12 protein-coding genes are annotated in these 12,866 nt (G+C 67.4%); all 12 read right to left on the reverse strand.

Annotated features, from left to right (window positions below; genetic code table 11):
* Positions 1-25: 25 nt before the first annotated feature.
* Positions 26-1,681: an AMP-binding protein gene (locus tag ACSU1G_RS05700; RefSeq protein WP_439278952.1), complete on the reverse strand. Its 1,656-nt coding sequence runs from the start codon at positions 1,679-1,681 to the stop codon at positions 26-28.
* Positions 1,682-1,901: 220 nt separating this feature from the next.
* Positions 1,902-2,954, reverse strand: a complete 1,053-nt coding sequence (locus ACSU1G_RS05705) for an LLM class flavin-dependent oxidoreductase (protein WP_439278953.1) — start codon at positions 2,952-2,954, stop codon at positions 1,902-1,904.
* Between the two features lie 41 nt (positions 2,955-2,995).
* Complete coding sequence (locus ACSU1G_RS05710; RefSeq protein ID WP_439278954.1) at positions 2,996-3,757, reverse strand: SDR family NAD(P)-dependent oxidoreductase; 762 nt, start codon at positions 3,755-3,757, stop codon at positions 2,996-2,998.
* A 153-nt stretch (positions 3,758-3,910) separates the two neighbouring features.
* A complete protein-coding gene (locus ACSU1G_RS05715) occupies positions 3,911-4,690 on the reverse strand; it encodes an enoyl-CoA hydratase/isomerase family protein (protein ID WP_439278955.1) in 780 nt (259 codons plus the stop codon).
* Positions 4,687-6,279 (reverse strand): AMP-binding protein, encoded by a 1,593-nt coding sequence (locus ACSU1G_RS05720; protein ID WP_439278956.1) that lies wholly within the window; start codon positions 6,277-6,279, stop codon positions 4,687-4,689. Before ACSU1G_RS05720 ends, ACSU1G_RS05715 begins: the two co-directional genes overlap by 4 nt.
* A gap of 1 nt (position 6,280) precedes the next feature.
* Positions 6,281-6,769, reverse strand: a complete 489-nt coding sequence (locus tag ACSU1G_RS05725; protein ID WP_439278957.1) for a nuclear transport factor 2 family protein — start codon at positions 6,767-6,769, stop codon at positions 6,281-6,283.
* A 123-nt stretch (positions 6,770-6,892) separates the two neighbouring features.
* Complete coding sequence (locus tag ACSU1G_RS05730; protein WP_439278958.1) at positions 6,893-8,068, reverse strand: ABC transporter substrate-binding protein; 1,176 nt, start codon at positions 8,066-8,068, stop codon at positions 6,893-6,895.
* A 79-nt stretch (positions 8,069-8,147) separates the two neighbouring features.
* Entirely contained in the window at positions 8,148-8,864 is a 717-nt protein-coding gene (locus tag ACSU1G_RS05735) for an ABC transporter ATP-binding protein (RefSeq protein WP_439278959.1), read from the reverse strand.
* Positions 8,857-9,678: an ABC transporter ATP-binding protein gene (locus ACSU1G_RS05740; protein WP_439278960.1), complete on the reverse strand. Its 822-nt coding sequence runs from the start codon at positions 9,676-9,678 to the stop codon at positions 8,857-8,859. The genes ACSU1G_RS05735 and ACSU1G_RS05740 overlap by 8 nt, the downstream gene beginning before the upstream one ends.
* On the reverse strand, positions 9,675-10,616 hold the full coding sequence (locus ACSU1G_RS05745) for a branched-chain amino acid ABC transporter permease (RefSeq protein ID WP_439278961.1): 942 nt from the start codon (positions 10,614-10,616) through the stop codon (positions 9,675-9,677). The genes ACSU1G_RS05740 and ACSU1G_RS05745 overlap by 4 nt, the downstream gene beginning before the upstream one ends.
* 11 nt (positions 10,617-10,627) lie before the next feature.
* Entirely contained in the window at positions 10,628-11,515 is an 888-nt protein-coding gene (locus ACSU1G_RS05750; RefSeq protein ID WP_439278962.1) for a branched-chain amino acid ABC transporter permease, read from the reverse strand.
* A gap of 82 nt (positions 11,516-11,597) precedes the next feature.
* The gene (locus ACSU1G_RS05755) at positions 11,598-12,782 is read right to left on the reverse strand and encodes an ABC transporter substrate-binding protein (protein ID WP_439278963.1); all 1,185 of its coding nucleotides are present in this window, start codon (positions 12,780-12,782) and stop codon (positions 11,598-11,600) included.
* Positions 12,783-12,866: the final 84 nt, after the last annotated feature.

Genomic DNA, 12,866 nt, shown 5'->3' on the forward strand with positions numbered 1-12,866 from the left:
TCTTTTCTCGTGGGTCGGCCGGCGGTCAGCGGACCGATGCGGCCTGGCTGTCGAAAGTGCTCTCGTCGAGGGCGTCGGCGCGCAGTACGGCTTTGCGGATCTTCTGTGACGGTGTCTTGGGCAACTCGTCCACCACGCGCAGGTAGCGCGGGATCGCGAACGCCGGAATCTTCCCCTGGCACCAGGCGAGGATGTCGGCCGGTTCCACCGGCTCGTTGAGCACGACGACGGCCAGGACCTCGTCCTCGCCGGCCTCCTGGTCGGCGGGGACCCCCACCACGGCGGCCTCGACGACGGCCGGGTGTCCCATGACCGCGGCCTCGATCTCGTAGGAGGAGATGTTCTCACCACGGCGGCGCAGGGCGTCCTTGTACCGGTCCACGAAGTAGAACCAGCCGTTCTCGTCCATCCGGAGGGCGTCTCCGGTGTGGAACCAGAGGTTCCGCCAGGCCTCGACGGTCTTCTCCGGCATGCCGTAGTAGCCGTTGCTGCAGGTCCAGGGATGGACGGGGCGGACCACCAGCTCGCCGACCTCGCCCACCGGCACCTCGCGATCCGTCTCCGGATCGACCAGCCGGATGTCGAACCATTCCGAGGCGGCCAGGCCGGCTGCTCCCGCGGGGCGCGGGACGCCGTACGGCGAGAGGATCGGCGCGCAGGTCTCCGTCAGGCCGAAGGCATCGACGAAGGCCTCGATGCCGTAGCGGTCCTTGAACTGCTCCACGATCGTGCTGGCGGTGGGTGCGGCGTAGACGGCCCGCAGGACGTTGTCCCGGTCATTCTCGCGCGGCGGCTGCTTCCAGGCGAAGTCCATCATCACGCCGACGAAGTTCGTGACGGTCACCCGGGAGTCCCGGACATGGTCGATCCAGCGGCTCGCGCTGAACTTGGGCCGGATGACCGCACGGCCGCCGGCGATGATGACGGGGTAGACCGCCATGAACTGGGCGTTCCCGTGGAACAGGGGCGTGGTGGTCAGGTAGGTGTCCTCGCTCGTCAGCCTGGTCAGGCAGACGACCTCCTGGGCGAAGAAGTAGAGCTGGGAGTGCGGCATCGAGACGCCCTTGGAGGGACCGGTGGTGCCGGAAGTGAAGAAGATCGCGCCGAGTTCCTGTGGCTTCGGCGGCACCATCTCCACCACCGGGCCCTGCTCCAGCTCCTCCCACGGGGAGGCCTTCCACCCGTGGGCGGCCAGCAGCTCGATGGCCGCGTCACGCTGGCCCGTCCCGGTGTCGATGACCCAGAACTGCTCGATGCCGCTCAGATGCTCCGCGATGGCCACGAAGCGCGAGGCGAAGGTGTCGTCGATCACCGCATAGCGGGCGTTCACGACGTTGAACTGGTGACGGAGGAATTCCCCTTCGTAGTTCGTGTTGATCGGAACCTCGACGAAGTTGCCGACGGCCGCTGCCCACCACGAACGGACCAGCTCGGAGGAGTTGACGGCCATGATGGCCACCCGGTCCCCCGGCGTGCCTCCTGCCGTCAACCACGCGCCGGCGATTTGCTCGGCGCTGGACAGCGCCTCGGCGTACGTCCACCGCGCCTCCTCCACCGGGGCGTCGAGGCACACGGCGTCCGGACGGACGGACGCATGGTGCCGCAGCACCTGGTCCAGGGTCCAGGTCTCCGGATCCGGAAACGTCGGGACAAGGTCGGTATAGACCTGCTGCTGGCTCATCGATTGCCTCCACGCATCAAAATCTCCTAGAAAACCGCTCACCGCTCTGCGCGGCCCGCCCAGATGTTAGCTACCTAACATCCGAACCGTAACACCGAAACGTCGTCCCTGACAATGATGCGCCTAGATTATGACGACAACAATGCATTCTTAATCCGCGGTGGTTCCGCGACGCAGCAATCCGCGCCGCGGAACCACCGGAGGAGCCGCGCGGACTCGCTCAGGCGAGTTCCGCCGTCGTGCCCATGGCTGCCTTCTCAAAGGACGTGCTCTCGAGCCCGGACAGCGGCTTGACCACCTCTTCACCGACTTTCTTGAGGTAGGCCGCCGTCTGGTCCGCATCCATGCCCGGCCAATGCGGCCGGATCAGCAGCGGGCCGATCGGCAGACGATCGGCGATCTCCGTGATCTGGCCTCGGACCTCATCGGCCGAGCCCAGGAGCACATGGTCGCGGATCGTGTCCACGAATCCGTTGCGCACCGCGTCGTCGGACAACAGGTCCATGCCACGATCTGCATAGGCCTCGTACTTCACACGGGCCACGGAGGCGAAGTTGTTCACGGCGTCATCGAAGTCGGCGCCGATCATCAGCTCACGGCGCAGCGGCAGCTTGTTCAGCGGCAGGCCGGCGTCCTGACGTTCATCCACGTAGATGCGGATGAGGTCCTCCACCTGGTCGATGGTCTGCTGCGGGGTGATGGTCCAGACGTCACCGAGGCGGGCCGCACGGCGCACTCCGGTCTCCTTCATGGCCCCCAGCCAGATCGGCGGACGCGGGTCCTGGACCGGGCGGATGTGCGTGGGCGCGTCCTCGATGTCCCAGAACTTGCCGTGGTGCGTCACCCGGTCCTGGGTCCACATCTTGGTCATGACCTCGATGAGCTCTTCCATCCGGCCGTAACGCTGCTTGAAGTTCACCCCCATGGTCCCGTACTCCTGGGGCAGGTATCCGGTGCCGATCCCGACCACGAGCTTGCCCCGCGTCACGATGTCCAGCGTCGCGAGCTCCTCAGCCAGGATGACCGGGTGGTGCACCGGACCGACCAACACGGTCGTGCCGATGCGGACATCATCGTCGAGCTCGGCGGCCAGACGTCCCAGCAGCGGAATCGGCTGCAACCACCGGAAGCCGTCGTACATGAAGTGCTGCCCGATGGTCAGGTACTTGAACCCGGCCTCCTGCGCCGCCTCGACCTTGCGAAGCATCAAGTCGAGGTGTTCGATCGGCGACGATTCGACCGGTTGGTCGCCCATCAGTATGCCGAATTCCATGGTGATCTCCTTCAGATGATTGGTCCCGTGAGGGCGGACTGCTACTTGGCGGTCAGGCCACCGTCGACGGGAATGGTGATCCCCGTGATGTAGCTGGACATGTCGCTGGCCAGGAAGAGCGCCACATTGGCGATCTCCTCCGGCTGGGAGGCGCGCCCCAGCGGAATCTGCGCGAAGAACGCCTGCTTGCGCTCCTCGACCTCCTCGGCGGAGGCCCGGAAGAAGCCGGGCAGGCCGGGGGTCTCGACGGATCCCGGGGCGATGGCGTTGACGCGGACCTTGTCCGGGGCGAGGGCCAGGGCGAGGGAGCGCACCAGGGCGATCAGGCCGCCCTTGGTGAAGGAGTACAGGGGGCTCCACGGCGAGCCGACGAGGCCCGAGCTGGAGCTCTTGAAGATGATGGAGGCGCCATCGGCCTTCTTCAGGGCCTCGGTGAGGTAGTTGGTGAGGTAGAAGCTGGCGCGGGCGTTGATCTCGATCAGGGCGTCCCAGTCCTCGATGCTGAGGTCCATGCCGGCGGCACCGGGGATGCCGACGTTGTTGTAGAGGACGTGCAGCACGCCGTGCTGCTTCTCCACCCGGTCCGCCACGCCGCGCAACGCCTCGAGGTCCCGGACGTCGACGACGATGCCCTCAGCCTGGCCGCCCCGCTCCTTGATGCCGTCCACCACGGTCTGGGTGGCCGCCTCGTCCCGGTCGACGACGTAGACGAAGGCACCCTGCTCGGCGAAGCGCTCGGCGCCCGCCCTGCCCATGCCGGAGGCGCCTGCGGTGATCAATGCGACCTTGTTCTGCAGCAACATGTCTGTCCCTTTTCAACACTCGGGGTGAACGACGATGACCGGTGTCGTACTCACGGCAGAACACCGCCGCACCCGTCCCTCGAACCATTTGTAATCATCATTATTACGGATAGTGCGGCCGCGTTCAAGAGCTGGTTTTCCAGCGGCCCCTACTCAGGTCCTGCGCTTGGCCTGAGACCGCTCCCGGAAGGCGGCGACGGCCGCCGCGTGCTCGTCCGTTCCGAACAGCAGGGCGGTCGCCTCCACGGACTCACTGAAGCCCTCGGTGGTGCCCCGGTTGATGAAGGCCTTGCCCACCTGTACCGCGAGGGGCGGATGGGCAGCGATCTCCCCGGCCAGCTCGAGCGCACGGTCGATCAGCTCCGCCTGGGGGTGGACCTCCTGAACCAGCCCGCAGGCCAGGGCCCGGGTCGAGTCCAGGTCCCGGCCCGTCAGGGCGAGGTAGTTGGTCCACTGACGACCGATCACCTGAGGCCCGCGCACGATGCCGAAACCGGGCTGGAGGCCGACGGTGACCTCCTTGAAGGAGAACCGCGCCGAATCGCCGGCCAGCACGAGGTCGCAGGCCAGCGCCAATTCGGTGCCGCCCCCGTAGGCCAGGCCGTTGACCGCCGCGATCACGGGGACGGCACAGCGCTCCACCGCGTGGAAGGCATCGTAGACGCGCCGAAGATGCGGACGCACCCTCCCGACATCACCGGCGAGGTCGTGGAACATCTCGATGTCCCCGCCGGCGGAGAAGGCCCGCCCCTCCCCTGAGAGCACCACGGCGCGGACCTCGTCGTCCACCCCGAAGCGCCCCATCAGGGCCGTCAGCTCCCGGAACCACTCCCGGTCCATCGCGTTGAGCTTGTCCGGGCGTGACATGCGCAGCTCGATGACGTGCGCGGAGTGCTCCACGAGGGTGAACCGACCGAGCCCACCGGCCGTCATGATGCCGGCGCCTGACTGTCCCAGGTGTCCTGCGTGACGCCCTCAGCGCGCAGCTTGTACTTCTCCACCCGCTGGCTGGGCGTCAGAGGCAACGCCTCGACGGTCCTGATGTAGCGGGGCAGGGCGAACGAGGTGAGGCTGCCCTGGCAGCGCGCGAGCAGTTCGGCAGGGTCCACGCTGCGCCCCTCCTGGGGCACGACCGCGACCATCACCTCCTCCTCACTGAGCTCGGAGGGCACGCCGTAGGCGGCCACCTGGCCCACGTCCGGGTGCTGGCCCACGACCCGCTCGATCTCCCAGGAGGAGATATTCTCGCCGCGGCGACGGATCGAGTCCTTGAGGCGGTCGACGAAGGTGAGGAAGCCGTCGTCGTCCAGATGGCCCCGGTCCCCGGTGTGGAACCACAGGTTGTGCCAGCTGGCGGCAGTGGCCTCCGCATTCCCGTGGTAGCCGGTGAACATCCAGCCGGGCTTCTTCGGCCGGACCACGATCTCGCCCGCCGTCCCGGTCGGCACCGGTTCGTCCCGGGCGTCCACGACCGCCACCTGGTAGTGGTCCGACTCAGTGCCGCCGGTCCCGATCCGGCGGTTCCAGGGGGGCATGTCGGTGACGATCGAGACCTCGGTGCTGCCGTAGATCTCGGTGAGCTGCACCCCGAAGCGGCTCTCGAAGTCGGCGAAGATCTCCGGTGGGCACGGGGCACCGAAACCGATCCGCACCGGGTTCCCGATGTCGTCCTCCCGGGGCGGCTGTTGGTGCAGGATGCTCATCATGGCGCCCTGGTAGTTGAAGGCCGTGATCCCCTTCTCGCGGCAGATGTCCCAGAATCGGCTGGCGGAGAACTTGCGGTGCATGACCAGGTCAGCGCCGGCCTCGATCGCGGCCATCACGCTGCAGAATCGGGCGTTGCTGTGGTAGAGCGGGAAGACGGAGTACAGGCGGTCCTCCACCGTGTATCCCAGTAACCGGGTGGTGTGCCGGGCCAGGTTGATGTTGGCGGCATGGCTGAGCACCACGCCCTTGGGTGGTCCCGTGGTGCCGGAGGTGTAGAGGATGACGGCGGCCGCATCCGGGTCCACGGGGTCCATGGCGCCCGCGGGGTGGGCCAGCAGCTCCTCGAAGTCATTCCGGACCGCACGTGATGCGCTCGGGCCCGATGCCGGCCCGCTCGCCTCCCCCGCCACCACCAGGTGCCGGACCCGGTCCAGGTCTGCCACGAGTCCGCGGACCAGGTCCTCGTGCTCCGCGCCGCACACCACCGTGGTGGCGCCGGACTGCTCGATGCAGTAGCGCAGGAGTCCCGATCCGCCGGAGGGGTTGAGCGGGACTTCCACGCCTCCGGCCTTGGCCAGGCCGAACCAGGTCTGCAGCGAGGCCACGGACGCGGACATCACCGTGCACACCCGGTCACCGGGTTGCAGCCCCAGGGCACGGAGGCCGGACGCGACCCTGGAGGACGAGGCCTCGAGCTCCGCGACCGAGACAGCCGTCCCATCGATCTCGAGACTGGCCGCGGGATTCCGCTCGGCGGCGTCGGTCAACCAGTCGCCGATCGCCAGATCCCGGCGCTGCCGGGTATCGAGGGTCATCTCAGCGATCCGAGGGCAGCGTGATCGGGTGGAAGGAGCTGGCCGCCACCGGCGCGAGCATGTGCTCGCCGAGCATGGCCGTCCGGGTCACGGCGATCCGCTTGGCGGTGAGCACCCAGGTGCCGTCGAGCTCGGCGATCTCGTCGTCATACCGGCCCCAGGTCATCCGAGCCCCGTCCGGATGGGTGGTGATCGCCACGAAACGCGCCCGCACGGACAACGACCCGTCGGAGCGGGGCTCCACCTCGACGTTGTTGGTCATGTGCTGGCTGGCCTGGACGTCTGATGAGGAGAAATCACGGTAGAGGTCCAGGAAGGATTCGCGCCCCTGCCGCTCCCGGCCGCCATCGGCGGTGCGCACCAGCACGATGTCCGGATGTGCGATCTGCGCCAGACCCTCAAGGTCTTTCGCGTCGACCAGGCGGGTGTAGGCGTCGAGGACCTTCTGTCCCCGGAAGTGCTGTTGCATCGATTCTGTGACGTCCGGCATGGATGGTCCCTTCTCTGGGTCTGGTCCCGGTGGGTTCGTTCTGGGTCTGGTCCCGGTGGGTTCGTTCTGGGTCTGGTCCCGGTGGGTTCGTTCTGTGTGGCGTGGATGAGGACGGGCCGGGTGCTAGTCCGAGACGATGAGCTCCTGCTCGCCGTCCCACCGGACGAGGACTCCGGGCACCCGCATGTCGTTGCCTTCGAAGGTCACCTTGCCCATCGCTCCGGTGAAGCCCTCCTGGGCGACCTGCGCCAGGCCGTCCCGGATTCCCTGCCGGGAGGAGTCCCCGCTGGCCTGGATGGCCCGGGCCACCCACCACACGGCGTCGTATCCCTCGGCCGCGTAGGCCTGGGGCAGTTCGTAAAACTCAGCCTGGTAGGACCCCACGAAGTCCACCGCCTGGGGGTCCTCCTGGGCCGCCGAGAAATCCACGGGATACACCATGTCCACCGCGTCCTGGCCCGCGGCGGCCGCATTGCCGCCGGCGTTGTTGGTGTTGCCCACGAACTGGCCTTCGTAGCCGGCCTGCCGCAGTTGCGCCATCGCCGTGACCGACTGGGCGGAGAGCAGGAGGACGACGACCGCGTCCGGGTCCTCCTGGGCGATGGCCTGAGCCTGCGCCGTGAAGTCCTGCGTGGTCGTCTGGACCGGGATGTTCTCCACGATGTCCAGTCCTGAGGCTTCGGCCATGGCTGGGAAATGCGTCTCGGCCAGCTCGGCGAGGGTGGGGTAGGTCGAGTTGTAGAGCACCGCGACGTCCGTGAGGCCCTCCTCGCCCAGGTACTCGGCGGCATGGTCGTAGAAGGTGTGCATGGGTGCCGTGGCCCGGAAGGTGTAGTCCCCGATGACCACGCCATCGGATGCCGACTGGGTGAAGACCACGGGCACCTGGCGCGCTTCGACCACCGGGGCCACCGCCGCGGACTGCTGCCCCTGGATCGGCCCCAGGATCACGCTGACGTCCTGGTCCGCGATGGCCCGCGTCACCTCCGCGGAGGCTCGTTCGATCTCGCCCGCACTGTCGATCTCCTCCAGGTTCAGGGTCACCCCCTCACCCAGGAACCCCTGCTCGTTGATCTCCGCCACGGCCAGCTCGGCCCCGCGGGCCGCCCCGACCCCCGCGTAGGCCACTGGGCCGGTCAGGTCACGGACACCGACCATGGTGATCTCCGATGCGATCCCACCGCCGGCGGTCCCGTCCGCACCGCCCTCGGTGGTGGCACCGCCGCAGCCGGCCACCACCAGAAGCATGGGCACCAGCACCAGGGCGACTGCTTTGCGGTATGACCGGGTCGGGATCATCAGATGGCCTTTCACACAGCAGGGGTGGAGGGTGGCGCCGCGGGCATGGTCCGCGCCGTCGGTTCTGGTGGTGCCGGGCTCAGGCGCCCAGCGCGGCCTCCCCCAGGAAGGTGTGCACCAAGGCGGTATCCGCCTGCGCCTGCTCCGCCGTGCCGGTCCACACCACCTCGCCGCGCTGGACCAGGACCACGTCGTCCGCGATCGCCAGAGCCGCATCGGCGTTCTGCTCGACCATGAGGACCGCGATCCCGGTGTCGGCGATCTCGCGGACCCGGTTCATCACCCGGTCCACCATGGCCGGCGCCAGACCCATGGACGGCTCGTCCAACAGGACCACCTCCGGCTGGGACATCATGGCGCGGCCGAAGGCGAGCATCTGCTGCTCGCCACCGCTCAGCAGTCCGCCGGGCATGCCCTTGCGTTCCAGGAGGATGGGGAACTTCTCGTAGACCTCGGCCATGGTCTTCTGCGTGGCCGCCCGCGTGGCGGTGTAGGCACCCATGCGGAGGTTCTCCTCCACGGTGAGGGATGGGAAGATCCGGCGGCCCTCGGGCACCATCACCAGTCCATGCCGGACCTGCCGGTGGGAGGGCTGGCCGAGGATCTCCTTGCCCTTCAGCTTCACCGAACCACTCTTGGCCTTCAGCAGGCCGTGGATGGCCCGCAAGGAGGTGGTCTTGCCGGCGCCGTTGGAGCCGAGCACCAGGGTGATCCTGCCTGCCTGGGCAGACATCGAGACCCCGCGTACAGCGTTGACGGAGCCGTAGCTCACATGTAGATCGGTGACCTCAAGCATTCTTGCTCGCCGCCTTTCCTAGATAGGCTTCCTGGACCGCCGGGTGCCGAACGACGTCGCGGGGGTCCCCCTCCACGAGCATCTTCCCGAAGTCCATGGCGATCAGGATGTCGCACGTGTCGACCATCATCTGCACGTCGTGTTCGACGATGAGCTGGGTCAGGCCTTCGGCTCTCAGGGACGCCATCAGCTCGGAGATCTCGTCCTTCTCCAGCCGCCCCATCCCCGCCGTCGGCTCGTCCACCAGCAGCAGCTTGGGGTCCATGGCGATGGCCCGCGCGATCTCCACCCGGCGGCGGTTGCCGTAGGAGAGCTCATCCGGACGCACCTTGGCCAGATGCTCACAACCCGTGCGGGTCATGGCCTCTTCGGCTCGTTCGTGGGCCAGTTTGCGCGCAGCCCGGCTACCCGTGGCCAGGGAGTCGGTACCGAGGAGGACATTCTCCACCACGGTGCGCTCCTCCAGGAGACGGACGGTCTGGAAGGTGCGCGCGATGCCACGGTGGGGCACATTGTGCGGTTGATCGGCGCCGTAGTCCTCACCGAGGAACCGCAGGGTCCCCCGGGTCAGGGGGACATGGCGTGTGATGGCGCCGACCAGGGTGCTCTTGCCGGACCCGTTGGGTCCCAGGATGCCGACGATCTTGCCCTCCGGCAGACCGAAGCTGATCCCGTCCACGGCCTTGATGCCGCCGAAGTGCACGGCGACGTCCTCTGCCTCGAAGATCAGCTTCCCGGCCGGTCCGGCGACGGGTCCGGTGGCCTCCGGCTGGTTGGTGTCGGGGGCGTTGGTGTCTGGTTGAGAGATGCTCACGATGCTCCTCCTGGGCTGGACAGGGTGGGCTCGGGTTCCGCCGCACTCGGGGAGTCGTCAGGCTCCTGCGACGTGCCCGGCGTGCGTGACGGCGCCGGAGGGATGCCGTCCCGCGACTTCCGGCGGCGGATCAGGTCCTTCGCCACTCCGAGGATGCCGTTCGGGAGGAAGATGGCGGCCAGGGCGACGAGGACGCCGTAGATGATCGGTTCCCAATCGGCCACGAAGCTCAACATGGTCGGCAGCCACGTGATGATGACGGCTCCGATCAACGCACCGAGCCAGGAGGCGGAACCACCGATGATGATGACGGTCAGCACCATCACGACCATGTGGAAGTTGACCTCGGCCGGCGTGATCGTCGAGCGCAACAGGGTGGTCACGGCGCCGGCCAGGCCACCGATGAGGCCGCTGGCCAGGAAGGCCATCTGCCGGTACCGGGTCACATTGATGCCGAGCGAGGCGGCCAGCTCCGGATCCTCACGGACGGTATCGATCTTCCGGCCGAAGCGGCCGTATTCGGAGATGGCCAGGCCGATGATGACCACGGCCAGGAGGAGGAACACGTGCAGGTTCGTGAGGCCGCCCAGGGCGCCGAAGATGCCCGAGGCGCCGCCGGTCAGCGTGCCACCGTTGGTGGCCACCACGGCGACGATGAGCGTGAAGGCGATCGTGGCCATACCGAGGTAGAGCCCCGTGAGCTTGTGGACGACCAGACCCAGCAGGTAGCAGAGGAGGCCGGCCAGCAGCGTCCCGATGAGGATCGCCGTCCAGGTGCCCATCTGGAACTTGGAGAGCAGGATGGCCGCGGTGTAGCCGCCGATTCCGAAGCAGCCGACTCCGGCGAAGGAGAAGACTCCCATGCGAAGCGGGAGCTGGATACTCAGCGCCAGGAGCAAGGTGGTCATGGTGGCCTGGACGACCACCGAGTTCGACATGTACCAATCCATCATGTGCGACGCACCTCCTGGCGTCCGAAGATGCCCTGCGGACGGACCAGCAGGACGATGAAGATGAGTCCGAAGGAGACCGCGTCCACCCAGGTCCCCAGGTTGGCGGCGAAGATCAGGGTCTCAGCCCCGGCCAGGACGAAGGCGCCCAGGATCACGCCGCCCATCGAGCCGAGGCCGCCCAGGACGATCATGGCGAAGGCCTTGATCAGCAGTTGGTCACCGGTCTCCACGCTCATCGCCTGCAGCTGGAAGACCTGCAGGGAGCCGGCCAGGCCGGCCAGTGCACCGGCGATGGCCATCGTGCCGATGGCCATCGCGGTCCGGTTGACGCCCATGAGCGAGGCCGTCTCGGAGTCGACGCCGATGGCGCGCAGGCCCAGCCCGTGCCGTGAGGATCTGAGCCAGAGGGTCAGTCCGACGGCGATGCCCACGCCCGCGATGATGACGATCATCGAGGTGTTCGTCATGCGCAGCCCCAAGAACTCGAAGACCTGGGTCTGGTAGGTGGAGCCCTGGAAGCCGAAGGGGGCGGACGCCGTGGCCCGGTCCACGATCGCGATCGGGATGGCGGCCACACCGATGCCACCGATGAGGACTCTCAGTTCCGCCGCCCGGTGGTTCGACGACCTCTTGAGGATCTGCTCGAAGGCCAGCCATTGCGTGAGCGCGGACAGCAGCGCGCCGACGACCATGGAGATCAGGATGACCAGAGGCATGGACAGCGGCACGTAGGTCGAGATGACGTGCGCGCTGAAGGCGGAGAAGACGAAGATGGCGCCGTGCGCGAAGTTGAGGATACCGATGGTGCTCCACGCGAGGGCCATGCCCAGGGCGAACAGCAGATAGATGGACCCGAGGGTCAGGGTATTGAGCAGCTCTTGCACGCCGCCAGTCCTTTCAGCTCGACAATGGAGTCGATGTGGGGACGGGCCGGGGCGCCTGGCGCCCCGGCCCGTCGTTCAGTGGCTACTCGACGAGGTGCTCTTCGGATCCATCCCACTCCACGAGGAGCCCCGGGACGCGGATGTCGTTGCCTTCGAAGGTCAGCGCGCCCATGACGCCGTCGAAGCCTTCCGAGGCGACCTGGGCCATGCCCTTCTGGATGCCCTCTCGGCTCGAGTCGCCACTGGCCTTGATGCCGCGGGCCAGCCACCACATCGAGTCGTAGCCTTCGGCGGCGTACTGGTCAGGGGTCTCGTCGTACTTCTCCTCAAAGGCTTCGACGAAGTTGACGGCGAGTTCGTCCTCCTGCACGGCGGAGAAGTCCACCGGGTAGATCAGGCCTGCGGCGTGATCACCGGCCGGTGCGACATTCCCGGATGCCTGGACGGAGGTGGCCATGACCTGACCGTCATAACCGGCCTGGTCCAGCTGGGTCAGGGCGGTCACCGACTGCGGTGCGATCAGGAGCATGACGACTGCGTCCGGCTTCTTGGAGGCGATCTCCTGGGCCTGCGGGGTGAAGTCCTGGGTGTTGCTCTGGACCGCGTAGGAGTCGGTGATCGTCAGGCCGTTCTCCTCGGCCAGCTTCGGGAACTCCGTCTGGCCGATCTCGGCGAAGGTCGGGAAGGTGCCGTTGTAGATCACGGCGACGTCGGTGAGTCCCTGCTCGGCGAGGTGTTCCGCCACGATGTCGTAGTAGCTCCACATCGGCGCGGTGGCGCGGAAGGTGTAGTCGCCGATGACCACGCCTTCCGAACCGGCCTGGTTGAAGATGGTCGGCAGGCCGGCCTGCTCCACCATCGGGGCGATGGTGGCGGCCTGCTGCCCGGCCACCGGCCCGAAGAGCGCCATCACTTCCTGGTCGGCAACGGCCCGCGACACCTCGGAGGAGGCCCGCTCGATCTCGTTCGCGGAGTCGGTCTCCTCGAAGGTGAGGTCGACCCCCTCGCCGAGGAAGCCCTGCTCCTCGATCTCCTCGATGGCCAGGTTGATGCCCTTGGAGGCTCCGACGCCCGCATAGGCGATCGGACCGGTGGTGTCGTAGATCCCGGAGAGCTTGATCTCGCTGGCGATGCCGCCACCGCCATCACTGCCGTTCTCGGCACCGGCCTCGGTTCCCCCGCCGCCGCCGCCACAGGCGGCCAGCAGGGATACGCTGGCCAGTGCCGCGGTGGCCTGGAGCAGTCGACGTCGTGGTGTAGGAGCCATGGCCCTAACCTTCCTGTTGAGATGATGCTGATGATGATGGGGATAGAATTTTCGTGAAGGGTTGTCCGCTGCTGAGCGGACAGC

This window comes from Microbacterium sp. A93, assembly GCF_051842835.1.

Coding starts and splice junctions, on each gene's coding strand:
- ACSU1G_RS05720 (WP_439278956.1), bottom strand. CDS start 6,279: ATGACCCTCGATACCCGGCAGCGCCGGGATCTGGCGATCGGCGACTGG.
- ACSU1G_RS05700 (WP_439278952.1), bottom strand. CDS start 1,681: ATGAGCCAGCAGCAGGTCTATACCGACCTTGTCCCGACGTTTCCGGAT.
- ACSU1G_RS05730 (WP_439278958.1), bottom strand. CDS start 8,068: ATGATCCCGACCCGGTCATACCGCAAAGCAGTCGCCCTGGTGCTGGTG.
- ACSU1G_RS05755 (WP_439278963.1), bottom strand. CDS start 12,782: ATGGCTCCTACACCACGACGTCGACTGCTCCAGGCCACCGCGGCACTG.
- ACSU1G_RS05725 (WP_439278957.1), bottom strand. CDS start 6,769: ATGCCGGACGTCACAGAATCGATGCAACAGCACTTCCGGGGACAGAAG.
- ACSU1G_RS05735 (WP_439278959.1), bottom strand. CDS start 8,864: ATGCTTGAGGTCACCGATCTACATGTGAGCTACGGCTCCGTCAACGCT.
- ACSU1G_RS05715 (WP_439278955.1), bottom strand. CDS start 4,690: ATGACGGCCGGTGGGCTCGGTCGGTTCACCCTCGTGGAGCACTCCGCG.
- ACSU1G_RS05745 (WP_439278961.1), bottom strand. CDS start 10,616: ATGTCGAACTCGGTGGTCGTCCAGGCCACCATGACCACCTTGCTCCTG.
- ACSU1G_RS05710 (WP_439278954.1), bottom strand. CDS start 3,757: ATGTTGCTGCAGAACAAGGTCGCATTGATCACCGCAGGCGCCTCCGGC.
- ACSU1G_RS05705 (WP_439278953.1), bottom strand. CDS start 2,954: ATGGAATTCGGCATACTGATGGGCGACCAACCGGTCGAATCGTCGCCG.